We start from the raw sequence: 24,705 nt of genomic DNA, 5'->3' as shown, positions 1-24,705 counted from the left end.
CTTTTCAAGCGAGCACCATCTGAACTCGGTAATAGCCGCTTTGTCTCCTGCAGGGGCCGAGGCGGCTTTCACCGTATCGCCGGAGGGTTACTTTCGGTGTTCCTCGTGCTCGGTTGCCACGATTGGATGGTGGCAACGAACGGAAGGTATAGGTCATGATCCAGAAGAACTGGCAGGAACTGATTAAGCCGAACAAGGTGGAATTCACCTCGTCCGGTCGTACCAAGGCAACGCTTGTTGCTGAACCTCTTGAGCGCGGCTTCGGCCTGACGCTCGGCAACGCGCTTCGTCGCGTGCTTCTGTCGTCGCTCCGCGGTGCAGCCGTCACGGCTGTCCAGATCGACGGCGTCCTGCATGAGTTCTCCTCTATCCCGGGCGTTCGGGAAGATGTGACGGACATCGTGCTCAACATCAAGGAAATCGCCATCAAGATGGACGGCGATGACCCGAAGCGCATGGTCGTGCGCAAGCAGGGCCCGGGCGCTGTTACCGCTGGTGACATCCAGACGGTTGGCGACATCGAGATCCTGAACCCCGACCACGTGATCTGCACGTTGGACGACGGCGCTGAGATCCGCATGGAATTCACGGTCAACAACGGCAAGGGTTACGTCCCGGCCGAGCGTAACCGTGCTGAGGATGCCCCGATCGGTCTCATCCCGGTCGATAGCCTCTACTCGCCGGTCAAGAAAGTGTCCTACAAGGTGGAAAACACCCGCGAAGGCCAGGTTCTCGACTACGACAAGCTGACCATGACCATCGAAACCGATGGTTCGGTCACTGGTGAAGACGCCGTAGCCTTCGCCGCACGCATTCTTCAGGACCAGCTGTCGGTCTTCGTCAACTTCGACGAGCCGCAGAAGGAACAGGAAGAAGAGTCCGTCACTGAACTCGCGTTCAACCCGGCACTCCTCAAGAAGGTCGACGAACTGGAACTTTCCGTCCGTTCGGCCAACTGCCTGAAGAACGACAACATCGTTTATATCGGCGACCTCATCCAGAAGACCGAGGCGGAAATGCTCCGTACTCCTAACTTTGGTCGCAAGTCGCTGAACGAGATCAAGGAAGTTCTGGCATCCATGGGCCTCCATCTTGGTATGGAAGTTCCTGCATGGCCGCCGGAAAACATCGAAGATCTCGCTAAGCGTTACGAAGACCAATACTAATTAATCAGACTGCAGGCGAATGCCTGCAAGTGAAGGAGACCAGACATGCGCCACGCAAAAGCAGGCCGCAAGCTTAACCGCACCGCAAGCCACCGTAAGGCTATGTTCACCAACATGGCCGCATCGCTCATCACCCATGAGCAGATCGTAACCACCCTGCCGAAGGCGAAGGAAATTCGCCCGATCGTCGAGAAGCTCGTAACTCTCGGCAAGCGCGGCGATCTGCACGCTCGTCGTCAGGCGATCTCGCAGGTTCAGGACCAGGACGCCGTTCGCAAGCTGTTCGACGTCATCGCTTCCCGTTACGCAACCCGCAACGGCGGCTACCTGCGTATCATGAAGGCTGGCTATCGTCAGGGCGACAACGCTCCGCTCGCAGTCATCGAGTTCGTTGAACGCGACGTCACTGCCAAGGGCGCAGCCGACAAGGCTCGCGTTGCCGCTGAAGCAGAAGCTGCTGAAGCCGCTTAATCGATCTTCGATCGAGAATTCTAAGGCCGGGTGGAAACGCCCGGCCTTTTCTTTTGCCAGGGGGTGAGGAGCGTTGATGACGGGCAGGCTATCGAAGCGTATCGGGCGCGCTGTCGCTGTTCTCGTGGTGATCGCTGCAGGCCTTGCACTGCGCCGTTTCGGCTATGATCTCGGCATGCCGTTTTCGGTCGTCAAATACGGCGGCTCCATTCTCTGGGGAGCCATGGTTTTCCTGCTCGTTGGGGTTCTGTCGGGCTCGGCGAGGGCTGGGCTTGTTGCGCTGATTGCCTTGGCCATCGCAATGACCGTCGAATTCTCCCGCCTCTACCACACGCCCACGCTCGACACCTTCCGGCTGACCACGGCCGGCAAGCTCTTGCTCGGGCGCGTCTTCTCGCTCTGGAATATTCTGGCCTATGCCGCGGGCATCGCGGGAGCGGCGCTCATCGAACTGCGCCTCACTCGGGAACGTCGATCCGGCGTTTGATGTGTTTCAAATGCGCGACGATGGTGAAGGTCATGATCACCAGCAGCGACCAGGAACTCCATTTGCCAATATGCACCGTCGATCAGGCACCGATCTGGTTGGGATAGACGATGCGATCTGCGGCGTTATGATGATTGACATCTGTTGGTGGGGAGGAGGCCCGGCTCATGGATGACAACAAGAGGTCCGGTACACTCAAGCCGAAGCTTCTGACGGGTGGAAATCCCCAGATTCCGAAAGGTTATGGCAACGAACCGGTGCAAGCCTACATCGCCGCGATGCCGGGCTGGAAAAGCGATGTCGGACGCAAGCTGGACGCGCTTGTCGAACGCACGGTTCCAGGAGTCGCCAAGGCGGTAAAGTGGAATACGCCTTTGTACGGGATCGGAGGGCAGGGCTGGTTTCTCGGTTTCCACTGCTTCAACCGATATGTGAAGCTTACCTTCTTCCGCGGATCGTCGCTTGATCCTGTTCCGCCGGAAAATTCCCGGACGCCGGAAACACGCTATTTCCATATCCATGAAGTCGACGAATGGAGCGAGGCTCAACTCGAAACCTGGATCAGGCAGGCGAGCCTGCTGCCCGGCGAAAAATTATAGGATGACGCCATGAGCAGCCATGACGACGAAAAGCCACTGGATGCATCTCGCCTGATCGATCAACGCATAACGGAACTCGGCGACTGGCGGGGAGAACTGCTGGCTCATTTGCGGGCTCTCATCCGCAAAGCCGTCCCGGATGTCGTCGAGACGTGGAAATGGCGTGGTGTTCCTGTATGGGAGAAGGGCGGCATCATCTGCACCGGAGAGACCTATAAGGCGGTCGTCAAGCTGACCTTCGCCAAGGGAGCGTCCGTCGAGGATCCGTCCGGGCTTTTCAACGCCAGCCTCGAAGGCAATTCCCGCCGGGCGATCGACCTGCGGCAAGGCGAAACGATTGATGAGCAAGCCTTCATGACGCTGATCCGCAACGCGGCTGCGCTGAATGCTGCCAAGGCAAAGTCGAAAAGCCGCTCCTGATTAGGCAAAACCCGCGCTGGCGTTCTGCGCGCAGCAGCGTTACCCATTGTCATCCAATAGCATCGAAAGGCTTGAAGACATGTCGGAAGCAAAGGTAGCGATCGTAACGGCGGGCGGCAGCGGCATGGGCGCAGCCTCGGCAAAGAAACTCGCGGCAGATGGTTTCAAGGTCGCGATCCTGTCGTCCTCCGGCAAGGGTGAAGCGCTGGCGCAGGAACTCGGCGGCATCGGCATCACGGGCTCAAACCAGTCCAATGACGCCCTCAAGCGTCTGGTCGATACGGTGATGGATCGCTGGGGCCGCATCGATGTTCTGGTCAACAGCGCCGGCCACGGCCCCCGCGCCCAGATTATCGAAATCACCGACGAGCAATGGCACACCGGCCTCGATGTCTACCTGATGAACGTCATCCGCCCGGTGCGCCTTGTAGCACCGATCATGCAGGCGCAGAAATCCGGCAGCATCGTCAATATCTCCACTGCCTGGGCCTTCGAGCCTTCGTCCATGTTCCCGACCTCTGCCGTCTTTCGCGCCGGTCTCGCCGCCTACACGAAGATCTTCGCCGATACCTATGCCGCCGATAATGTGCGGATGAACAATGTCCTGCCGGGTTGGATCGACAGCCTGCCGGCCACCGAAGAGCGTCGTGATGGCGTGCCGATGAAGCGCTACGGTACGAGCGAGGAAATCGCAGCCACCGTCGCTTTTTTGGCTTCCGAAGGTGCAGGCTACATTACCGGCCAGAACCTCAAGGTTGACGGTGGTTTGACCCGCTCTGTGTGAGCCTGTCTCTCTGTGGCGACGTCAGCGGGCGACCTGTGCCGGCTGACGTCGCCCGCGCTTCCAGTTCATCAGCGGCCGCCGGATAAGGCGGTAGGCGACGAGGATGCCGATCAGCGCGACATGGGCGAATGGCCCCGATGTCACCGATTTGACCGCCAGCACATAATGGATCGCCCCGCCGATCGCGATCAGATAGACCAGCTTGTGCAGCCGTATCCATCCCTGTCCCATCTTCCGGATCGACCAGTTATTGGATGTCACCGCCAGGGGAATAAGGCACAGCAGCGCGGCAAACCCGATGGTGATATAGGGCCGCTTTGCGATATCGCCGCCGACCGCCGCGAAATTGAGCTGCAGGTCGAGGAGCAGATAGACGGAAAAATGCATCAGCACGTAGTAGAAGGCGAGCAATCCCAGTGCCCGCCGATATCGCACCCAGTTGATGCCGAAGAGATCACGCAACGGCGTGATCGCAAGCGTCGCGATGATCAGCCGCAAGGCCCATATGCCGAGAAGATGTTCGAAGGTCTTGACCGGATTGAATCCGAGCCCGCCGGTTGCCGCCTGATAGAAATACCAGGCAGCCGGACAGAGGCCGATCACATAAAGCATCCATATGCTGGCCGCATGATATTTGCGCGGCAGGGCAGGGATGGCGGCAGAGATCGAGGCCATTTTCAGTAATTCGCCTTGAGGTCCATGCCGGAGTAAAGGCTCGCCACCTCGCTCGCATAGCCGTTGAACGGCAGCGTATCGACCCGCTTTGTCCCGAAGAACCCGCCTTCACCGATCCGCTGTTCGGTCGCCTGGCTCCAGCGCGGATGGTCCACCGCCGGGTTGACGTTGGAATAGAAGCCGTATTCCCGGGCGTTGGAATTCTTCCAGGTGGTCTGCGGCTGCTCTTCCACAAGCTTGATCTTGACGATCGACTTGATGCTCTTGAACCCGTATTTCCACGGAACGACAAGCCGGATCGGTGCGCCGTTCTGGTTCGGCAGCGTTTCGCCATAAAGCCCGACGGCAAGAATGGTCAGCGGATGCCGCGCCTCGTCCATCCGCAAGCCCTCGATATAGGGCCAGGGCAGGGGCTGGAAGAGGCCGCCCTGACCGGGCATCTCCTCCGGCCGCACCACGGTTTCGAAAGCGACATATTTTGCGCTGCCGAGCGGCTCGACCTGATCGAGAATGGCCGAAAGCGGAAACCCTATCCACGGGATCACCATCGACCAGCCCTCGACACAGCGCATCCGGTAGGTTCGGTCCTCGAGCTTCATCTTCATGATCTCATCAAGCCCGAATTCCTTCGGCTTGCCGACCATTCCTTCGACCTTGACCGACCATGGGGTCGGCTTGAAGGCGCCGGAATTCTGCGACGGATCTTCCTTGTTGACCCCGAACTCGTAGAAATTGTTGTAGGTCGTCACCGCTTCCTTCGGCGTCAGTTTCTCATTCAGCTTGTAGGGGCCGGGCACGGTGCTCAAGGGGGCAGCCCAGGCCTCGCCACTCGCCGCCAGACCAAACCCGGCGGCTGCAGCCGCGCCGATGAAGTTGCGGCGGGAAAGATAGATATCTTTCGGCGTGATCTCGGAAGATGCGATATGCGGCGGACGATAGGCGGGCATGGGATGTCTCCTCGGGCGCGATGCCGTTCTTCAGGTCTATACGTAATCCCAATCAAGGCGGTTTCACAGATGCCGGATTTTTGCCGAAACCACATTTGCGTGAGAAAAACCGCATATTCTCCGCCCAGCCACCTTGGAACCGACACCCGCGATTCTCATTTGTAGCTGAGAATGAAGATGGAGAACTGCCGGATGGCGACGAAGACCTGGGATGCCGCCAGCGAGCGGTTCATCAAGGACGATCTGGATCAAGTCGAAAAACTGCGGCGCCTGCGTCGGCTGCACGGTATAGCACGCCTGATGGATACGGCGATCCGCATCCCGGGCACCGGCATTCGTTTTGGCGCAGATTCCGTCTTCGGTCTGATCCCTGTGATTGGCGATGCGGGTGGTGCGCTGGTCGGTCTTTACATCATCAACGAAGCGCGCCGCATGGGCGTGCCGCCGACGAAGCTCGTCCAGATGCTCGGCAATCTCGGCGTGGATGCCGTTGTTGGCAGTGTTCCCGTAGCCGGTGACCTTTTCGACCTTTTCTTCAAGTCTCATCGCCGCAACTTCGACGTCATCCTCGATCACTTTGGCATGAAGCGCGAAGACCTCAGATAGATCGTGAAGTACGAACCGTACCGTACCGTACCGTACTGATTTGCCGATAACCGGCAGTGACAGCGATCAGCAGTTGGGTTAGGACATTTTTCAAAAATGGGGCCTTTTGTGTCTCTGCCGAGGAGCGGATAGACCAGGGGCCTGATCGAGTGAGGAAAGACCATGCCTGTTTATCGTTCCAGAACCACCACCCATGGCCGCAACATGGCCGGCGCACGCGGCCTTTGGCGCGCCACCGGCATGAAGGACGGTGACTTCGGTAAGCCGATCATCGCTGTCGTCAACTCCTTCACCCAGTTCGTGCCGGGCCACGTGCACCTGAAGGATCTCGGCCAGCTGGTCGCCCGCGAGATCGAGGCTGCCGGTGGTGTCGCCAAGGAATTCAACACGATCGCGGTCGACGACGGTATCGCCATGGGGCATGACGGCATGCTCTATTCGCTGCCGTCACGCGAAATCATCGCCGACTCGGTCGAATACATGGTCAACGCCCACTGCGCCGATGCCATGGTCTGCATCTCCAATTGCGACAAGATCACCCCCGGCATGCTGAATGCCGCGATGCGCCTCAACATCCCGGCCGTCTTCGTTTCCGGTGGTCCGATGGAAGCCGGCAAGGCGACCGTGCATGGCAAGAAGGTCGCGCTCGATCTCGTCGACGCCATGGTTGCTGCAGCCGACGAGAGCTATACGGACGAGGAAGTCGAGACCATCGAACGCTCCGCCTGTCCCACCTGCGGCTCCTGCTCCGGCATGTTTACCGCCAATTCGATGAACTGCCTGACCGAAGCTCTCGGCCTGTCTCTGCCCGGCAATGGTTCGACGCTCGCCACCCATTCGGATCGCAAGCGCCTGTTCGTCGAAGCCGGTCACCTGATCGTCGATCTCGCCCGCCGTTATTACGAGCAGGACGACGCGAGCGTTCTGCCGCGCAATATTGCCACTAAGCAGGCCTTCGAGAACGCCATGTCGCTCGATATCGCCATGGGCGGTTCGACTAACACGGTTCTACATATCCTGGCCGCTGCCTATGAAGGCGGCGTCGATTTCGGCATGGAAGATATCGATGCGCTGTCGCGCCGCGTTCCGTGCCTCTCCAAGGTCGCGCCGGCCAAGCAGGATGTCCACATGGAAGACGTCCACCGCGCCGGCGGCATCATGCGCATCCTGGGCGAACTCGATCGCGGCGGCCTGATCAACCGCGATTGCGTCACTGTCCATGAGGCGACGCTCGGTGACGCCATCGATCGTTGGGATATCACCCGCACCAATTCCGAAACCGTCCGCACCTTCTTCAAGGCGGCTCCGGGCGGCGTGCCGACTCAGGTTGCCTTCTCGCAGTCCTCTCGCTGGGATGAGCTCGACACCGACTCTGAAAAAGGCGTTATCCGCTCGGTCGAAAAGCCGTTCTCCAAGGACGGCGGTCTGGCCGTGCTCTACGGCAACATCGCTCTCGATGGTTGCATCGTGAAGACCGCCGGCGTCGATGAATCGATCCTGAAGTTCTCCGGTCCGGCCCGCGTGTTCGAAAGCCAGGACGCCTCCGTCAAGGCCATCCTCTCCAACGAGGTCAAGGCCGGCGACGTCGTCGTCATTCGCTACGAAGGCCCCAAGGGCGGCCCCGGCATGCAGGAAATGCTCTATCCGACCAGCTATCTGAAGTCGAAGGGCCTCGGCAAGGCCTGCGCGCTGATCACCGATGGCCGCTTCTCAGGCGGCACCTCGGGCCTCTCCATCGGCCACGCCTCGCCGGAAGCCGCCCAGGGCGGCGCCATCGGCCTCGTGCAGGAAGGCGATCTGATCGAGATCGATATTCCGAACCGGACGATCAACCTCAAGGTCTCCGACGCCGAGCTTTCCGCTCGCCGTCACGAACAGGACGCACTCGGCTGGAAGCCGGCCGCCCCCCGCAAGCGCAATGTCACGACAGCTCTCAAGGCCTATGCCGCCTTCGCCGCCTCCGCCGACAAGGGTGCCGTCCGGATCCTGCCGGAGTAACGATTACAGCCTCTCAACTCGAAAAAGCCGGCGCATGCGCCGGCTTTTTCTTTGAGGTGTTCAGTGCAAGACGTGGCTTGGCGGCGGATCGGTTTCTTCAGGCCTGCTTTCGGCCGGTTTTATCACGATTGCCGCGGCTGCGGATCATCTCGCACCCGCTCACAACGGCCTGCTCAGCCCCTCGAAGGCTTGGACGAGCTGCTTCATGCGTTCCTCATAAGCTGTCGTCAGGCAGGCCACATCGCCACCGCAGGCCTGACGTTTCTTCAGCCATGTACTCTGCTCGTCGCGAAGCGCGTCGCGGGTTCCCATGGCCAGCAGGCTGGTGAGGATATCGAAAGTCGTAGCCATCTTCACATCGGCGTCGTTGAGCGCGCGCGTATCGCAGATTGCCTTTTCGTCAGCGGCAAGATCGCTTTTCTCGCAGTCGAAACTCGCTGCAGAAGCAGGGATGGGAAGGGTGGCGGTGGCGAGAATGCCGATAACGCCCAAGAGAGACAGTTTCGATTTCATGGAGGCTCCTGATCTTGCGTCGGAGACCTTTCAGAACAGATCCTTCAGGCTCCAGATGAGAAAGATGATGCAGGCAAGCCAGATGGCAAGGATGAAGGTGAGGCCCGATCTGCTGGTTGGGCGCTTCGAGCGTTGTTCGGCAGCCAGGCGGAACTCGCCCATCAAGTCCTGCGGCACCAGCCTGATGGCGATCAGTATGCCGAGCGGCACCAGAACAAGGTCGTCGAGATAGCCCAGAACAGGAATGAAATCGGGGATCAGGTCCACCGGAGAAAGCGCATAGGCGGCAACTGCACCCGCCACCAGCTTGGCTCTCAGCGGCACGCGCGGATCACGCGCGGCAAGCCACAGGGCGATGATGTCGCGCTTGAGGGCCTTTGCCCATGCTTTTGCCTTTTTCAGCATCTTCTTATCCCGGTGATGGTCACTGCCATATAGACGAACAGATCGCCCTTTTGTCTGGTATCGCCACCTTTCTTTTCCAGCCTCCGGCGCTAAAAATCGATCCGGAAATTCGCAAAGAGGAATCAAATGCCCAACCTGCTCAAGCGTCTCTCGGTCGGTGTTCTCGTGCTAGCCGTGGTTTGTCCCGTAACCACCTATGCGCAGGAGAGCAAAACGGTTCCGCAGAACCGTCAGGAGATGCAGCTGTCTTTCGCGCCGCTCGTCAAGCAGACGGCCGGTGCCGTGGTCAATGTCTATGCCGAACGTCTCGTCCGGCGCCCCAGCATGATGACCGGCGACCCCTTCTTCGATCAGTTCTTCGGCCAGCGCATGCCGAACAGATCTGAGAAGCAGTCCTCGCTGGGCTCCGGCGTGATCCTTTCGCATAACGGCCTCGTGGTCACCAACAATCACGTTATCCAGGGGGCGGACGACATCAAGATTGCGCTTGCCGATGGCCGAGAGTTCCCGTGCGAACTGGTGCTGAAGGATGAGAGCGTCGATCTCGCGGTCCTTCGCATCAAGAGCAAGGAGAATTTCCCGGTTCTTGCCATCGGAGATTCCGACCGCACCGAGGTCGGTGATCTGGTCCTGGCGATCGGCAATCCCTTCGGCGTCGGCCAAACGGTTACCAGCGGCATCGTCTCGGCACTCGCACGCAATCAGGTGTCGAGCGGTGACTTCGGCTTCTTCATCCAGACCGATGCCTCGATCAATCCGGGAAATTCCGGTGGCGCTCTGACGAACATGAACGGAGAGCTGATCGGTATCAACACGGCTATCTTCTCCCGTGGTGGCGGTTCCAACGGCGTCGGTTTCGCAATCCCCGCCAATCTCGTGAAGGCTTTTCTGGTCGCTGCGGAAGATGGAAAGACGACTTTCGAGCGCCCCTATGTCGGCGCGACTTTCGATGCCGTGACCTCTGATGTGGCTGAGGCGCTCGGCCTGAAGGCCGCCCGTGGCGCATTGGTCGTGCGCACCGTCGAAGGCGGCCCGGCGGACAAGGCTGGTCTCAAGCCCGGCGAGGTGATCACCGCCGTCAATGGCGTTGCGGTCGAGCATCCCGATGCGCTCGGTTACCGCCTGACGACGGCCGGCCTTGGAAAACAGGCGGAACTCACCGTCCAGACCAGTGACGGCCAGCGGCAGATGACGCTTGTGCTGAATACCGCACCGGAAACCACGCCGCGTGATGAGCGCCTGATGGAGGGCCGCAACCCGTTCTCCGGTCTGCATGTCGCGAACCTCTCGCCCAAGCTTGCAACCGAACTGCGCCTGTCGACCGAAAAGACCGGCGTCGTCGTGACCGACGTCAGCCGCGGATCGCCCTCCGCCCGTCTTGGTTTCCAGCCGAACGATATCATCGTCTCCATCAACGGCAGCACGGTCAACACCACCAAGACGCTCGAAGACATGCTGGATGCCGACCCAAGCTTCTGGCGCGTCGAAATCGAGCGTGGCGGCCAGCGTATCCGGCAATTCTTCCGATGAGCAACGACCTGTTCTCTCCGCGTATTCCAGATGATGTCGCCAGCCGGAGACCGCTGGCAGACAGGCTGCGCCCGACCTCGCTCAGCGAGGTCACCGGCCAGTCTCATCTGACGGGAGAGGACGGGGCCTTGCGCCGCATGATCGCATCCGGCACGCTCGGCTCGATGATCTTCTGGGGACCACCGGGAACGGGAAAGACCACCGTTGCCCGGCTTCTCTCCGGCGAGACCGGCCTTGCCTTCGAGCAGATCTCGGCGATCTTCTCAGGCGTCGCCGACCTGAAGAAAGTTTTCGAGACGGCCCGCCTGCGCCGCATGGATGGCCGGCAGACGCTTCTTTTCGTCGACGAGATCCACCGTTTCAACCGTGCCCAGCAGGACAGTTTCCTGCCGGTCATGGAAGACGGAACGGTCATCCTCGTCGGTGCAACCACCGAAAATCCGAGCTTCGAGCTCAATGCCGCTCTTCTGTCGCGCGCCCGTGTCCTGACCTTCAAGGCACATGATGAGGAAAGCCTCGCGGAGCTTCTCAAGCGTGCGGAAGACGTGGAAAAGAAGCCGCTGCCACTCGATGAGGAGGCAAGGATCGCCCTTATCGGCATGGCGGATGGTGATGGCCGCGCAGTGCTGACTTTGGCAGAAGAAGTCTGGCGAGCCGCAAGGGCAGGGGAAGTTTTCGATACTCCCGGCCTGACCGAGATCGTTCAGCGCCGTGCACCGGTCTACGACAAAGGTCAGGACGGCCATTACAATCTGATTTCTGCCCTGCACAAAGCCGTTCGTGGCTCGGATCCGGACGCAGCGCTTTATTATCTCGCCCGCATGTTCGATGCCGGCGAGGATCCGCTTTATCTCGGTCGCCGGCTCGTCAGGATGGCGATCGAGGATATCGGTCTCGCCGATCCCCAGGCGCTTGTCGTCTGCAATGCCGCCAAGGATGCCTATGATTATCTTGGGTCACCGGAAGGTGAGTTGGCGCTCGCCAATGCCTGCGTCTATCTCGCCACCGCGCCAAAATCCAATGCGGTCTATATTGCCTTCAAGTCCGCCATGCGCGCTGCCAAGGAAAACGGCTCGCTTTTGCCGCCCAGGCACATCCTCAATGCACCGACCAAGTTGATGAAGCAGGAAGGTTATGGCGACGGTTATCGCTACGACCACGACGAGCCGGATGCCTTTTCCGGCCAGAACTATTTCCCCGAAAAAATGGGCCGCCAGACCTTTTACGATCCGCCGGAGCGTGGCTTCGAGCGGGAGATCAGAAGGCGGCTGGACTGGTGGGCGAAGCTGCGCCGGGAGCGCGGTGAGCCGTAGAAGATCTCATCCGAGATGCTGTTCCATCCACTGTTCCGCAAGGTCGGTCCATGCGGCATGTGTTCCGGACTTGTCTCTAAGCGCAAACCCATGCGGCGCGGTCCCGAAAATATGGGCATCCACCTCGCGCTTGGCCTCTTGCGCCGATCTGATCAGGTTGAGAACGTGATCTACAGGCACCGATTGGTCATGCAGCGCATAGGCCAGGAATAATGGGATCTTCGGCATGCCATGCGGCACGGCCGCAACCCCGATCGGCCAGTCATCGTAGAAAGCCTGCTTCTCGGCAGGCGGGTAATCTGGCTTTCCTGCAGGCGCCTTGTAATCCCTGTGATTGGCATTCACCGGTGCATAGGCAATGATTGCACCCTTAGCATCGAGCGGATGATCCTGACAGGCCATGACACCGGCAAGATGCCCTCCCGACGACAAGCCGATATGGAAGAGCGGCAGTTTCGAACCGCTGCGATGCAGATAATCGAGGCATGCGAGAGAATCGGTCAACGCAATGTCTTTGGGATATACGCCGTCAGCCGCTGCCGCACCCGGCAGGCGATGGGTGACGACATAGGCGTCTATCGAAAGCGAGTTCAGCCATAGCGCGACCTCGACACCTTCCTTGTCGTGCATCAGCTTCAGATATCCGCCTCCGGGATAGACGAGTGCCTGTGCTTTCGGCTTGGCAACACGGTAGGCATACAGTTCGAGCCGGTGGACATTTTCGTAGTTTCGGTCCGGCCATGAACCGGCGAGCTGATTTGCGGCTCCATCCGAAAGAGGAATAATCTCCCCATTCACTCCGGTCTCAAGATATTGCAATTTCACCAAAGCTGTCTCCTCCATGCAGTATTCTCGTCACGTCCCGGTGACGAGCTACGCATGGTGTTCAAATAGCGCTGCGCAATCAAGATGATGAGACCACGCATCTTGACGCATCATGTATCTCTTGCGCCTTTGGGCTTGCGCTATGGTAATCAGGAATCCTGCTTTTGCGGGCTCTGCATGGCAGGAGTGGGAATGAGTTTGACGGAAGATTCTGCCAGCCCATGGTGGCCTTCCGCGTCGACGATAAGGTGCCAGTGCCCGTTTTCGGGGATAACCATACGAACAGGCGATTTGCGCGAGACCCCGCCGACATATTTGAAGTCCAGCCGTTCCGTAAAACGCTGATAGTTCACCGCATTCATCAGGCGAATGTTGTTGACGGCACTCAACGTCACCTCGATCGCAGTCCCTGCGCGCTGTGCTTTGAGGTCGTAATGGGTGAAACGGAAATTCGGCCCCGCCATGTCAGTCTCTTTGCTACCCTCTGTCCAGAGTTTCGCGACCTTAGTCGCTACCGGGTTAAGGATTGGTGGAACCTAACCCGGTTTGGCGGATTATATAGAGGAATGGCAGATCATGGAGCAATCGCTCCCGATGTCACAGGAATAAAGTGTGCGGTGCCCGTCCCCTGCGCCGCCTGAGAAAAATAAAAGCCGACCTCCAATTCTAACCTCGCCGCGTCCCCTCGGCGAGGTTTTCTTTTCACCGTATTAACGGCGGTTCTCGACATCCAGCTGTTGTGCAAGCGCCAGAACCGTCTCGCAGATCGGTGTCGGTACGTTTGCGAGCCTTCCGAGTTCGACGACCATTCCGTTGAGTGGGATGATTTCGAGAGCCTTTCCGGCAATCAGATCCTGGAGCATCGAGGTCTTGACGGGGCCAAAACCGTGGGCGCTGGCGAACTGCTCGTCTGCGGATCGCTGGAAACGGCAGCCGAGAGCCGTACCGACAGCCTGGACCTCGTTCATGATCTTGCGGACCATCTGCGCCAGGTCGGGATTGGCCATCATGTCGACCATCAAGGCCCGTGTCAGCGCACTGATCGGATTGAAGGCGGCGTTGCCTCTGAGCTTTGCCCAGATCTCGTCGCGGATCCGTTCTGTTGGCCGGATATCGAGGCCTACCTCGCTGAGCAGGTCTGCTACCGACTGAAGATCGGTTGAGCGTTCGCCATTGGGCTCCCCGAGAAAGAAATGGCCCTTGCCGTTGAGTTTGGTGCAGCCGGGCTCGATCACTTCGGCGCCCTGATAGGCCACGCAACCGATAACCCGTTCCGGCTTTAGCAACGTCCACAATCTCGCGTCCGGATCGAGTTGCGGCAGTTGCCGCTCGGCAAATCCACTGTCCTGGTCCTGATGGAAATACCACCACGGTATGCCATTGAGGATCATCATGACGCGCGTTTGCGGGTGGAGAAGAGACGCAATTCCATCGGCTGCTGCGGAAAGTTGATGCCCCTTGAGGCCGGTGATCACCAGATCCTGCGGTGGAAGACTTGCCGGATCATCCGTTGCCGTGACGCGGGCCGAGATCGGAGTAAAATCCCCGCGGTCATAAACTACGCTCAGACCCCGATCCCTGATTGCCTCAAGCTGTGCTCCACGCGCAATGACGGAGACCGTGACCTTGTCGCCCATCGCATGGGCAATATTCGTGGCGAATGCTCCGCCGAGCGCACCCGCGCCATAAATGCAAATCGTCTTTATGCTCATCGTCCCTCGCTGCCTGCTGTTTTGCGGTTTAAACGTAGAGCAGCGGTGACGGTGATGCGAACGAGTTTTTGTGATGTATCAATCTCGCCGGGGCAGGCGCCGGCCAAGTTAATGTGGGCGGCTGAGCGGCAAAAGCTCGTTGCGCCGCAATTCATCAATTGCCGTTACGGCCTCATCCAGTGGCCAGCCCGCATTGAGCGCCGCCGAAAGCATCTTGAGTTCGGCTTCCTGTTCGAGGGCAAGAAACAGCGGTTCCAGTGCCTCCTGAACCGTAAGGACGTGATCTTTGGGCGAGGCGACAGATTGGCGTGCGTCGTTAGGCATGGATGCAGTTCTCCTCTCTGTTTTTGCGCGGGTCCTTGTCAATTTCGTCAGAGCGGAAAAAGTTCCGCGGAAACTGATTTTATTTTCTTGCGAGCTGATAGGTCTGGGAAATTCGACTTTTGATGCGCCTCTGCAGTGGCTGGTCCAGCCAGACGGTCAGCACCCAGGAAATCAAAACGACCAATGCGACAAGCATCATGCCCGCAAACGGTTTCAGGTTCGATGAGGTGATGTCGGGCGCAATCACATGTGCCCAGTCGAGCAGCGGTGTATGGAGCACATAGACTGCGTAGGATGCTGTTCCGAGAAAATTCGCGATCGATGCGGTTCTCGGGCCGGGAGTAATGGCGCTTGCCCAGTAAATCAGGGCAGGCCAGACAAGGAAGACGACAAAAAGGTCAAAAATCCAGCGCCAGTCACGCGGCGTCGGGAAGGCGAGTACGACAATCAGCAACCCGAGGCAGATGAGTGCCTGCCCCGGACGCATCACCGGTGTCTTGCGACGATATCGATAGAGCACGACTCCTATGAAAAACGAAAAGAAGACACGCGCCATGCCGGCATACATTTCATGCCAGCGAAAGCCAGCATGAAGGCGGTCGAACTGCAATGCGGCAATCACCAAAAGCACTGCGCTGGCGCCGATGACGACGCCGATCTGGGTTAGTGTCGCCCTTGCTCCGCGTAGGCCATAAGCAAGGTTCACCACCAATTCATTGAACAATGACCACGCCGGGTGAACCAGAAACAGAGCGGCATTGAACGAGATGGTAATCGGCGAGGGCAAAAACAAAAGCCCGGTCAGGAAAGCAAGCAGCAGCTCGCTCGGGACAACATATTCATCCGCCATGACCGGCACGCCGGCAAAATACATTCGAATATAATAGGCGGTAACTAGCGCGAGCGCGATCGCATAGAGCGGATAAAGCCTCAATAGCCGCGCTTTCATGAACTGAAGCGGCAAAATACGCCCCTCGGAAAGCGATGCGCCATAGGCATGGGCCAGCACGAAACCGCTCAGCGCGAAAAACAGGTCGACGCCGAGATAGCTGGAGGGCAGGGCATCCCCCAACAGGTCTTCGGCATGGCGCTGGATGATGAAGATCGCGGCAATGCCCCTCAGGCCGTCGAGCAGCACGAAGCGATTTTGGCTCGGGTGTTTTCCGGTTTCCATGATGCCTCAAGATTAGTGGCTGACGGGCCTGGTGTATTGGCCGGAAGATAGGGGGCGAATGGTGTGTCGGCCAGATATCTTGCTGCTTTGGGTGGTCGTTTTTTGGTCAAGGCAGAGGGCGATATGTTGGGTTGTGGGTGGAGGTCGACAGGCTCCTCGCAATCTTGTGACGAACTGGCGCACGTCTTTTTTGCGCCTGTCAGTCGCAGTTAATGGAGTGTTTATAAATTCATGAAAATAGAAGCCTATCGGTGCGGGATCGCACATGCGGCCAGGGGTAGGGCAATCCGCATGACGACCCGAGGCTTGAAAGCTGGATGTATCGCCTGCCCATCCGCCAGACGCAGGCTGTGTATGGAGTAACTGTATCATGACCAAGAAGCCCTTCGCCTTGGCGATCGCCGCCATTTTCGTTTCCGGTTCTGCACTTTCTGTATCCGCTGCTGACCTGACGAGTTCCTATGAGCCGCCGGCTTACAACGAGCCTTCTGGCCCGTCCTCCGACTGGAGCGGCGCTTACGCTGGTATTCATGCAGGCACGGCCTCGGACAAGCTGAACCCGTTTTCCAGCTCTTCTGAATTCACCGGCGGCATCCATGGCGGTTACAACACCGAAATCAACGGTGTGGTCGTTGGCGGAGAAGCCGAGCTTTCTCACCTTGGTGATGCGGAAGTGGGCGTGCGCGGCGGCAAGCTGAAGGAACGTTACCGTATCGCGGCCAAGGCCAAGGTCGGTGCGCCGCTCGGCAGCACGCTGGTTTACGGTACCGCCGGTGTGGCAATGACCAGCCTGCGCGATAACGGCGCCACGGAAGGTCCGGATGGCTGGAAGCCCGGTTGGCTGGTTGGCGCTGGCGTCGAGCAGAAGATTACCGGCAATCTCTCGGGCCGCGTTGAGTACAACTACACGCAGACCAGCGATGTTCGCAGCTTCCGCACCGACACCGGTACGTCTGAGCGCACGATCGGCGACCACACCATCAAGGCTGGCGTGAACTACAAGTTCTAAAATCTTGAGCCGCTAAGGCTCGCGAATGAAATAGCGATGGCGCTGCACACCTTCACGTGTGCGGCGCCATTTTCGTTTTGCGGCGGACATGGTGCCGGTCCGCATGGATAGGATGAGCGCGCATACCGTGCTTCTGGCGTCGATAATTACCGAGGCCGCACTGATTTGGTTTTTTAATTTCAGAAATTATACTTAAGTATATTTCGGTGTCGTCATGGTCTATGTTGAAATTAACGTCATGTAGTTGACGTTTGTCATGCGAAATCAAGGTATTCATATCGTTTTATTTTGGATGCATTAATCCATCTGCGGTTCTTTGGTGGCAGTGCAGGTGACCCTGCAATGATCCGTCGCATGATGCGAACCATCCCCTATTTTTCGCCATCTCTTTGAAGCCGATGCAAATCGAGCTGCGGTTATGGCGCATTTCCGAACCGGTCGATTTCATAGGTAATATTCGATGTTGAAGCATTTACGCATCAGAACCAAGATCCTCTTGTCCATTGGCGTGTTGGCACTCATTTCTCTCTGCGGAGTGTCCTATTTTGCATACAAGTTTGATGAAGCCAGCTTGGCCTATAATGACTTCCTCAATACCGAGGCGAAGGCTGCCCTCCTATCGGCAAGAGCAAGCTCCGGGGTTAACGGTGCCGCCGTTCGTCTCGGGCGTCTTCTGATCTTCTCTCCTGACGCGCCGCAGTTCGAAACGGCACAGAAAGAATTCGATTCCCTGCTCGGGATCGCAGTCGGCCGCATGCAGGAACTGTCGAAGCTTGTCCCCACCACCAAGCCGGCGATGGATAGCCTGTTCGTCGATATCAACGGCGTCAGGGCACTGCTCGACGACATCGTTAAGCTTCGCAATGAAGGACAATACCAGGCGGCCGTCCTGCGCATGGGAGCGCTCGAAGCGCTGACCACACGCATCTCCAAGCAATTCAACGACAGCAACAGCGCTCTGCAGGCAGTGCAGACCGCTGGCACGGATCGTCTGGCCAAGCTGGTCCACGACACGATCGTCACCAATATGGTTGCCATGGTTGCCGGTATTATTGTCGTTCTGTTGCTTGCCGCCTATTTCGTCCAGCAGGGCGTCACCAAGCCAATGCATCTTCTGCGCGAGCGGATGCAGCAATTGGCGCAGGGTGAAACCTCCGGTGAGATCGTCGGTCATGATCGGCGCGATGAGATTGGCGAGATGGCCGCTACCGTTGCCGTCTTCCGGGAAAATGCGATTGAGCGTGTCCGTCTGGAGGAGCAGACCGAAACCACGAGAAGTCTTGCCGAAAGCGAGAGAGAGCGCCAGGAATTCGAAAAGGCCGCCGAGGCTCGCAATGTGCAGTTCGCGCTGCAGTCGCTGGGTAACGGCCTGAAACGTCTGGCTGCCGGCGATCTGGTCACGACCATCGACACACCCTTCGTCGCTGATCTTGATGGGGTTCGCGGGGATTTCAACGAATCGCTGAGCAAGGTTCGTGAAGCCATGCAGTCTGTTGGCATCAACGCAAACGCGATCACTGCCAGCGCCAACGAGCTTCTCGCATCCGCCGACGACATGTCCAGCCGCACCGAACAACAGGCTGCTTCCGTCGAGGAAACGGCCGCGGCGCTGGAGGAAATCACGACCACCGTCAAGGATGCCGCAAGCCGTGCAGAGGAGGCGAGCCAGCTCGTTGCCCGCACCCGTGCAGGTGCCGAGAAATCCGGCGAAATCGTCCGCAACACCGTCGATGCGATGCATCAGATTGAGCGCTCTTCGTCTGAAATCAGCAACATCATCGGTGTCATCGACGATATCGCTTTCCAGACCAATCTTCTCGCGCTGAATGCCGGTGTCGAGGCGGCGCGTGCCGGTGATGCGGGCAAAGGCTTTGCCGTCGTGGCGCAGGAAGTCCGTGAACTGGCCCAGCGCTCAGCCGCTGCCGCCAAGGAAATTAAGGTCCTGATCAATACGTCAGGCAGCCATGTCGAACAGGGTGTCAATCTGGTCGGTGAAACCGGCAAGGCGCTCGATGCGATCGTCTCCGAAGTGCATGAGATAAACCGGCACGTTCAGGCGATTGCTGAAGCTTCGCGCGAGCAGTCGCTCGGGCTTCAGGAAATCAACACGGCAGTCAACGCGATCGATCAGGGTACGCAGCAGAATGCTGCAATGGTCGAACAATCGACGGCCGCCAGCCACAGCCTTGCAAAGGATGCCGAGGCTCTGATGGTGCTGCTCGGCCAGTTCCAGGTCGGAAATGAACGCCAGCAATCGTCGCGTCCGGCCGATCGGCAGATGTCCCGCCCGGCTGCACCCGTACGTGTTGCCGAGCAAGACGAGCGGCCGCGCCTGTCTCCGGCGCGTTCGCTGGGTCGCAAGCTTGCTTCCGCGTTCGGAGGCGGTGCGGCCTCATCAGCTGCGGTCAAGGAAACGGAGTGGGCTGAATTCTAGCCTGTTCGCCGGCTTGAGCCGGTAAGTTTACACGCAATGTTCACGGGCCTTCGATCCCTCGCGGCGAAGGCCCGTATTTGTTTTTGCGTTACAGCGCGCCGCTCAAGCTTGCGCCGCGGTCTTGGGCAAAGACCATGCGACAAGACAGGGATCTAAGGCCTGAGAGCGAACCCGAAGGGTCCCGACACACATCAGATCGGATTACACTTCATTCCATTGCGCCTGGCATTATCGATGCAGTCGCTCTGGTTCACATAGGCTTCGGTTGAGGCGCCCACGATAGCGCCATTCGAGGCGGTGCGGCGCCAACGCCACTGACTGCCGCTCTGATAGATATCCCAGGTATCCCCGTTACTGTCCTTGCAACTCGGCATATCGTCCTCCCGATTGGTACGGTGAGGACGCTAGGCGATTCGGCAGTATCGCTCTACGAATCGGATGCAATCTATGAGCGCTGTATCGTGCAGGCTTGGTTGTGCTGAAACGGCCTTCAGCCACCGGACCAGAACCTGTCGTGATCGAATTCTTCGGCGATCGAAAGCGGCAAGGGCGTGCTGCGCGAAGCTTCTGCCGTGAGATCTGTCAGCGTGCGGCCGATGACGACGGGTGCGGCCATGCCGATATCGCTGCCAGGAGCCGCAAGTGCCCATGACAAAAGCGTATCCTCGCCATCGAACTCGTCTTCGATATCGAGATCCGGCCCGGTGATCGGCAGGGATGCAATCGAGCCTTCCGGCGTAGGCAGCAGTTTCATACCGTCGGGAGGGGTAAGAGCGGCAAGCGCGCTGAAGGCGGGCGTGCCTGCGGGCAGGGTGGCAGGCACTGGTCTTGCCGCGATGACGGGCGCAAGGCTCGGGGTCGGCGCAAGCGATGCGGTCTGGATCGGATCGACGGTGCCGGATCGTCCCGGCCGCAGGATCGGCAGCGGTGCGGAAAGTTGAGCAAGATCGGCAAATTCCGGATCCGTCTTCCGGCCGGAAGCATTGGCTATGGCTCTTGGATTGGTCTGTTCAGCAAGCGCTTCCGCCGCGCGGCTCTTCGGGGTTGGCAACATGGCGGTCAACAGGCCGCTACCGCCGCGTTTTGCGCTTCCGGTATCTTCGTCGTCATCCGGTGCCGTACTGGCGATCTGGATCGACTGCGACCCCACGCGACGCTTGTAGTCGGCTACGGCCTGATCGTATCCGGGGAGCGGCCGGCCGTCTGCCGGAAGATGCATTGTCCTGCCGTTTGGAAAGATCCCCGCCAGTTCCTTGCGCGACATCCGCGGCCAGGCGCGCACGCTGCCGACGTCGAGATGCACGAAGGGGGAGCCGGAGGTCGGATAGAAGCCGACGCCGCCGACCTGCGCCTGCATGGCAAGCCGGCGCAGTGTCGAGATCTTCACGCCCGGAATATAGAAATCCATCGCCTTGCCGAGCGTATGCTGGCTTTTCTTGGCGACGCCCGAGGAGCGCGAACGGCCGCGCAGCATGCTGTTGGTGGCAGGCGAACGATAGGCGGAGACGACGCGGATATAGTCCGTGGCGCCACTGCGCTGGTAAACTTCCCAGACGAGATCGAGCAGACGCGGGTCCATGCGTGTCGACTGGTTCTTGCGCCAGTCACGCAGCAGCCGGTTGGCCTGCGCAAGCCCCTTCTGGTCGAAGCGGCCGTTACGCTTGTAGGTAATGGCCGCCCGCTCGCCGGTATGGGTAAAATGCAGTTTCAGCGTCCGGTCTTCGGCCAATGCCATCGCGGCGGTCCCGGCAAAAGCGGACAGCGCGAACACGGCAGCGCAGGAGACCTTGGCGAGGGTGAATGCCGTATCGGCGGCGTGGCCCAGAAGTGTGCTGATCGCACTCTTAAGGGGAGCATTCGACAGGGGCTGGAACACGACACAACTCGCTTTACGCCAAGATCACCACAACCGGGACGAACAACGAAACCCCGGCAACGAAGCCGCGATTATGGTCAATGAAATGCTAATAGGAGGTTGACGAAATATTAGCTGTGCCGCCCCGACACGCTTTCGTGAAGATGGGGGCTGCTCCTTGGGCCAGTTTTTAATCAGGTCTGCCTATCGGCGCCGCCAGAAAAATGCCGACAGAGGTTTGTGGATTTTCCCGCCCAAGTCGTGCAGGTTGCGCAGATGAATGGCCGTGGCGCGCTGGATCTTGCGACCCCGCGCGCTATTTGCCTTGATGACGAGAGTTGGGGTGTTTCGAGCAGTTGGGCGGGCGAATATTGCGGTTTGTTTTGCGGTTTTTAGGGTCCCTGAGTGCAACGGGCGTGCTTCTCGCGCTTCTGTTCTTCGCGGCGTCCCTCACACCAAGCCTCATGCCTCGCTCATGGCTCATCCAGGGCGTCTTGTCCGGTGCTTGCGCCGCGACGGGTTATGCGCTTGGCGTTTTCATCGGCTGGCTCTGGCGATATCTGGAGCTTCCCTGGTTTTCGAAACACGCGGCTCCGCTGCGGGCAACCACGCTTCTCTTTGCCATCATCGTATCGATTGCTTTCCTCTGGCACGCCGTCGAATGGCAGAATTCCATCCGCACGCTCTGGCAGATGCAGCCGCAGGAAAGCGCCGATCCGTTTCGCCTTGCAGGGATTGCCGCAATCACCTTTGCGATATTGCTGGCGCTTGGCTGGCTGTTCCAACTGGCCGCGAGTCGTTTTTCCCATTGGCTCGATGCGATCATGCCGCGCCGGGTGTCCAACGTTATCGGCCTGACGCTTGCGATCGCCGTCTTCTGGTTGATCGGGCAGGGGCTGCTCGTCAGATGGGCGCTCGATGCGACTGATGCCTCGTTCCAGAAGGCCGATGCGTTGATCGAGCCGGACGAGACGCCGCCGACAAGCCCCACCGTGACTGGAGGACCGGGATCGCTGGTCGGCTGGGATACGCTCGGCCGGCAGGGCAGGGTATTCGTCTCGACCGGCCCGAAAGCCGAAGCCATCGGTGAGTTCTGGCAAAAGCCGGCTCTCGACCCGATACGTGTCTATGCCGGGCTAAACAGTGCCGAAACGGTCGAGGAACGTGCGGCTCTGGCCCTGAAGGAGCTCGAGAGGCAAGGCGGCTTCGAGCGCTCGCTCCTGGTCGTCGTTGTCCCTACCGGCACGGGCTGGGTCGATCCGGCCGCGATGGACACGCTCGAATATCTGCATGACGGGGATGTCGCGAGCGTCGCCCTGCAATATTCCTATCTGTCGAGCTGGCTCTCCCTGCTGGTCGAACCGGAAAACGGCCAGGATGCGGCGCGCGCACTGTTTCAGGCCATCTACGACTATTGGAAAACCCTGCCGAGGGAAACGCGCCCGAGGCTCTATCTGCATGGCCTCAGCCTAGGCGCACTGAACTCGCAGCTCTCCACCGACATTTATGACGTCGTCGCCGATCCGTTCCAGGGGGCTCTGTGGAGCGGCCCGCCATTCCGCAGCGCAAGATGGAATGCGATCACCGCGATGCGCGAAAAGGGATCTCCCGCCTGGCTGCCGAAATTCCGCGATGGATCGATCGTGCGTTTTGCAAATCAGCTGGAAACCGCTTCAAACGGCTTTGCGCCCTGGGGGCCGATCCGCATGATCTACCTGCAATATGCAAGCGATCCGGTCACCTTCTTCGATCCGTCCTCCTTCTTTCGCGAGCCTGCCTGGTTGAAAGACCCCCGCGGACCGGATGTCTCGCAAAGCTTCACCTGGATCCCGGTCGTCACCGGCCTGCAACTGGCCGTCGATATGGCGATCGCCACCAGTTCCCCGATCGGCCACGGCCACGTCTACGCGCCGGAACACTATATCGACGCCTGGATTCCGTTGACCGATCCCGCCGTCTCGCCCGCTGACATTGCCCGCCTCAAGCAGCAGTTTCAGTCCATGGAAAACTGAGATTTCCGAAATCCCGGCTGCAGGTGCTCCAGTTTGGAAACACAGTGTCCATGCTCTGTACGAGCGGTGGGGGATGCATCTGCGCTTAAATGTAATTCGTAGGTATGGACCTCTGTTTTTGCAGAGAAAAATCCCTTCGCCTGCGATGGTCGGCCTCAATGAATTATCCGTTTGCCGCTCCATGTTGATCGGTAACTGTTTCGTTGGTTGCGACCAAAAGTCTTGCCTTGGGCCGCCAGCCGGTCGATATCCACCTGGTAGTTTTTCTATTGATCAACTGGAAGTGACAGACATGACCAAGCGAATTTTTGCCTCCCCCGGCCGTTATATTCAGGGAAGCGGCGTCATTGCCGAACTGGGCGATTACCTTGCCCAAATGGGCACCAAGGCCCTCCTCGTATCCGACGATATCGTCTGGGGCCTGATCGGCACGAAGGTCGAGGCGGCGGTCTCCGGCAAGGTCGAGTTCGCCCGCGAAAAGTTCTCAGGTGAAGCCTCCACCAACGAGATCAATCGTCTCGTCGAGGTGGCGAAGAAGAACGGCACCAACCTCGTCGTCGGCATCGGCGGCGGCAAGACGCTGGATACGGTCAAGGCCGTTGCCGACGAGCTGAAAAGCCCCGTCATCATCGTGCCGACGATCGCCTCGACGGACGCGCCCTGCAGCGCGCTGTCGGTCATCTATTCCGATGACGGCGTGTTCGAGAAATACCGCTTCTATGCCAAGAACCCGGATCTGGTTCTGGTCGATACCTGGATCTGCGCCCAGGCGCCGGTTCGCCTCTTTGCGTCGGGCATTGCCGATGGTCTCGCCACTTACGTCGAGGCACTCGCCGTCCAGCGCTCCAATTCGAAAACCATGGTCGGCGGCTCCGCCACCATCGCCGGCATGGCGATTGCGGAAGCCTGCGAAAAGACGCTGCTTACCTACGGCGTCAGCGCCTATCAGGCGGTCGAACAGAAGCTGGTAACACCCGCCGTCGAAGCGGTCGTCGAAGCCGCAACGCTTCTCTCCGGCCTCGGTTTCGAAAACGGCGGTCTGGCCGCAGCCCACGCCATCCACAACGGCTTCACGGCGCTGAACGGTGATATCCACCACCTCACCCACGGTGAAAAGGTCGCCTACGGCACGCTCGCCCACATGATCCTCGAACAGCGCCCCGACGACGAGATCGCCGGCTATATCGACTTCTACCGCTCGATCAAAATGCCGGTGACATTGGCCGAACTGCACCTGGAAGGCGTTTCCCGCGAAGACCTGATCAAGGTCGGAAAGCTTGCCAACAGCAAGGACGACACGCTGCAGAACCTGCGCAGCGATTTCACGGCTGAGGAAGTGGCCGACGCGATCTTTGCGGTGGACGCACTGGCGAAGGTTGTTTGATTGAATACTGCGCCGGGCATTTTCGGGTGCCCGGCTTTTCCTGTCCGAATTTTCGCTGTCGC

General features: G+C 59.2%; 24 protein-coding genes and 1 pseudogene. 14 read left to right on the top strand and 11 right to left on the bottom strand.

The window, feature by feature from the left end:
• The first annotated feature begins 155 nt into the window (after window positions 1–155).
• From JNB91_RS27100 to JNB91_RS27090, 3 genes are all read left to right on the top strand, one after another.
• Window positions 156–1,166 carry a DNA-directed RNA polymerase subunit alpha gene (locus JNB91_RS27100; protein WP_112510977.1) on the top strand — a complete coding sequence of 337 codons (1,011 nt, stop codon included), beginning with the start codon at window positions 156–158 and terminating at the stop codon, window positions 1,164–1,166.
• Between the two features lie 45 nt (window positions 1,167–1,211).
• Window positions 1,212–1,637, top strand: a complete 426-nt coding sequence (gene rplQ, locus JNB91_RS27095; RefSeq protein ID WP_220328592.1) for a 50S ribosomal protein L17 — start codon at window positions 1,212–1,214, stop codon at window positions 1,635–1,637.
• Window positions 1,638–1,713: 76 nt separating this feature from the next.
• Window positions 1,714–2,124, top strand: a complete 411-nt coding sequence (locus JNB91_RS27090; RefSeq protein WP_220328591.1) for a ribosomal maturation YjgA family protein — start codon at window positions 1,714–1,716, stop codon at window positions 2,122–2,124.
• On the opposite strand, the pseudogene JNB91_RS30955 reads toward JNB91_RS27090, so the two are convergent.
• Window positions 2,096–2,230: pseudogene (locus JNB91_RS30955) on the bottom strand (DUF817 domain-containing protein); the annotation flags it as partial. The gene JNB91_RS27090 and the pseudogene JNB91_RS30955 overlap by 29 nt on opposite strands.
• A 61-nt stretch (window positions 2,231–2,291) precedes the next feature.
• On the opposite strand from JNB91_RS30955, the gene JNB91_RS27085 reads away from it, so the two are divergent.
• The 3 genes from JNB91_RS27085 to JNB91_RS27075 all read left to right on the top strand — a co-directional run bounded on the left by JNB91_RS27085 (window position 2,292) and on the right by JNB91_RS27075 (window position 3,927).
• Entirely contained in the window at window positions 2,292–2,723 is a 432-nt protein-coding gene (locus tag JNB91_RS27085) for a DUF1801 domain-containing protein (RefSeq protein ID WP_220328590.1), read from the top strand.
• Between the two features lie 9 nt (window positions 2,724–2,732).
• Complete coding sequence (locus JNB91_RS27080) at window positions 2,733–3,143, top strand: DUF1801 domain-containing protein (RefSeq protein ID WP_220328589.1); 411 nt, start codon at window positions 2,733–2,735, stop codon at window positions 3,141–3,143.
• Between the two features lie 79 nt (window positions 3,144–3,222).
• Complete coding sequence (locus tag JNB91_RS27075; protein ID WP_220328588.1) at window positions 3,223–3,927, top strand: SDR family oxidoreductase; 705 nt, start codon at window positions 3,223–3,225, stop codon at window positions 3,925–3,927.
• Between the two features lie 21 nt (window positions 3,928–3,948).
• Here the strand turns inward: JNB91_RS27075 and msrQ are convergent, their stop codons facing one another.
• Together msrQ and msrP are read right to left on the bottom strand one after the other, a co-directional pair.
• The gene (gene msrQ, locus JNB91_RS27070) at window positions 3,949–4,602 is read right to left on the bottom strand and encodes a protein-methionine-sulfoxide reductase heme-binding subunit MsrQ (protein WP_220328587.1); all 654 of its coding nucleotides are present in this window, start codon (window positions 4,600–4,602) and stop codon (window positions 3,949–3,951) included.
• Between the two features lie 2 nt (window positions 4,603–4,604).
• A complete protein-coding gene (gene msrP, locus JNB91_RS27065; protein WP_220328586.1) occupies window positions 4,605–5,549 on the bottom strand; it encodes a protein-methionine-sulfoxide reductase catalytic subunit MsrP in 945 nt (314 codons plus the stop codon).
• 192 nt (window positions 5,550–5,741) lie between these two features.
• Between msrP and JNB91_RS27060 the strand changes: the two genes are divergently transcribed.
• Both JNB91_RS27060 and ilvD read left to right on the top strand, forming a co-directional pair.
• Window positions 5,742–6,155, top strand: coding sequence for a DUF4112 domain-containing protein (locus tag JNB91_RS27060; protein ID WP_220328585.1), 414 nt, complete (start codon window positions 5,742–5,744; stop codon window positions 6,153–6,155).
• Between the two features lie 162 nt (window positions 6,156–6,317).
• Window positions 6,318–8,153 carry a dihydroxy-acid dehydratase gene (ilvD, locus tag JNB91_RS27055; protein ID WP_220328584.1) on the top strand — a complete coding sequence of 612 codons (1,836 nt, stop codon included), beginning with the start codon at window positions 6,318–6,320 and terminating at the stop codon, window positions 8,151–8,153.
• A 159-nt stretch (window positions 8,154–8,312) separates the two neighbouring features.
• On the opposite strand, the gene JNB91_RS27050 is transcribed toward ilvD, so the two are convergent.
• The gene (locus tag JNB91_RS27050) at window positions 8,313–8,666 is read right to left on the bottom strand and encodes a lysozyme inhibitor LprI family protein (protein ID WP_220328583.1); all 354 of its coding nucleotides are present in this window, start codon (window positions 8,664–8,666) and stop codon (window positions 8,313–8,315) included.
• Window positions 8,667–8,696: 30 nt separating this feature from the next.
• A complete protein-coding gene (locus tag JNB91_RS27045; RefSeq protein WP_220328582.1) occupies window positions 8,697–9,071 on the bottom strand; it encodes a YkvA family protein in 375 nt (124 codons plus the stop codon).
• A gap of 126 nt (window positions 9,072–9,197) precedes the next feature.
• Here JNB91_RS27045 and JNB91_RS27040 point away from each other — a divergent pair, with 126 nt between their 5' ends.
• Both JNB91_RS27040 and JNB91_RS27035 read left to right on the top strand, forming a co-directional pair.
• Window positions 9,198–10,601 carry a DegQ family serine endoprotease gene (locus JNB91_RS27040; protein ID WP_220328581.1) on the top strand — a complete coding sequence of 468 codons (1,404 nt, stop codon included), beginning with the start codon at window positions 9,198–9,200 and terminating at the stop codon, window positions 10,599–10,601.
• Entirely contained in the window at window positions 10,598–11,914 is a 1,317-nt protein-coding gene (locus tag JNB91_RS27035) for a replication-associated recombination protein A (protein ID WP_220328580.1), read from the top strand. The genes JNB91_RS27040 and JNB91_RS27035 overlap by 4 nt, the downstream gene beginning before the upstream one ends.
• A gap of 6 nt (window positions 11,915–11,920) precedes the next feature.
• On the opposite strand, the gene JNB91_RS27030 is transcribed toward JNB91_RS27035, so the two are convergent.
• From JNB91_RS27030 to JNB91_RS27010, 5 genes are all read right to left on the bottom strand, one after another.
• Entirely contained in the window at window positions 11,921–12,739 is an 819-nt protein-coding gene (locus JNB91_RS27030) for an alpha/beta hydrolase (protein WP_220328579.1), read from the bottom strand.
• A gap of 149 nt (window positions 12,740–12,888) precedes the next feature.
• Complete coding sequence (locus tag JNB91_RS27025) at window positions 12,889–13,203, bottom strand: DUF1883 domain-containing protein (protein ID WP_220328578.1); 315 nt, start codon at window positions 13,201–13,203, stop codon at window positions 12,889–12,891.
• A 246-nt stretch (window positions 13,204–13,449) separates the two neighbouring features.
• Window positions 13,450–14,451 (bottom strand): ketopantoate reductase family protein, encoded by a 1,002-nt coding sequence (locus JNB91_RS27020; RefSeq protein ID WP_220328577.1) that lies wholly within the window; start codon window positions 14,449–14,451, stop codon window positions 13,450–13,452.
• Window positions 14,452–14,559: 108 nt separating this feature from the next.
• The gene (locus JNB91_RS27015) at window positions 14,560–14,775 is read right to left on the bottom strand and encodes a hypothetical protein (RefSeq protein ID WP_220328576.1); all 216 of its coding nucleotides are present in this window, start codon (window positions 14,773–14,775) and stop codon (window positions 14,560–14,562) included.
• A gap of 79 nt (window positions 14,776–14,854) precedes the next feature.
• Window positions 14,855–15,949, bottom strand: coding sequence for an acyltransferase family protein (locus JNB91_RS27010; protein ID WP_220328575.1), 1,095 nt, complete (start codon window positions 15,947–15,949; stop codon window positions 14,855–14,857).
• A gap of 370 nt (window positions 15,950–16,319) precedes the next feature.
• On the opposite strand from JNB91_RS27010, the gene JNB91_RS27005 reads away from it, so the two are divergent.
• Both JNB91_RS27005 and JNB91_RS27000 read left to right on the top strand, forming a co-directional pair.
• On the top strand, window positions 16,320–16,958 hold the full coding sequence (locus JNB91_RS27005; protein ID WP_220328574.1) for an outer membrane protein: 639 nt from the start codon (window positions 16,320–16,322) through the stop codon (window positions 16,956–16,958).
• Between the two features lie 460 nt (window positions 16,959–17,418).
• Entirely contained in the window at window positions 17,419–19,392 is a 1,974-nt protein-coding gene (locus JNB91_RS27000; RefSeq protein WP_220328573.1) for a methyl-accepting chemotaxis protein, read from the top strand.
• A gap of 490 nt (window positions 19,393–19,882) precedes the next feature.
• Here the strand turns inward: JNB91_RS27000 and JNB91_RS26995 are convergent, their stop codons facing one another.
• Window positions 19,883–21,268 carry a peptidoglycan L,D-endopeptidase MepK gene (locus JNB91_RS26995; protein ID WP_430736371.1) on the bottom strand — a complete coding sequence of 462 codons (1,386 nt, stop codon included), beginning with the start codon at window positions 21,266–21,268 and terminating at the stop codon, window positions 19,883–19,885.
• Between the two features lie 395 nt (window positions 21,269–21,663).
• Between JNB91_RS26995 and JNB91_RS26990 the strand changes: the two genes are divergently transcribed.
• Both JNB91_RS26990 and JNB91_RS26985 read left to right on the top strand, forming a co-directional pair.
• The gene (locus tag JNB91_RS26990) at window positions 21,664–23,259 is read left to right on the top strand and encodes an alpha/beta hydrolase (RefSeq protein ID WP_346269403.1); all 1,596 of its coding nucleotides are present in this window, start codon (window positions 21,664–21,666) and stop codon (window positions 23,257–23,259) included.
• Window positions 23,260–23,551: 292 nt separating this feature from the next.
• Window positions 23,552–24,643, top strand: a complete 1,092-nt coding sequence (locus JNB91_RS26985) for a glycerol dehydrogenase (RefSeq protein ID WP_220328571.1) — start codon at window positions 23,552–23,554, stop codon at window positions 24,641–24,643.
• Window positions 24,644–24,705 lie beyond the last annotated feature (62 nt).

The sequence above is a fragment of the Aliirhizobium wenxiniae genome (genome assembly GCF_019511445.1).
GTDB classification, from domain to species: domain Bacteria; phylum Pseudomonadota; class Alphaproteobacteria; order Rhizobiales; family Rhizobiaceae; genus Neorhizobium; species Neorhizobium wenxiniae_A.
This window is presented reverse-complemented; position numbering and strand designations above follow the sequence as displayed.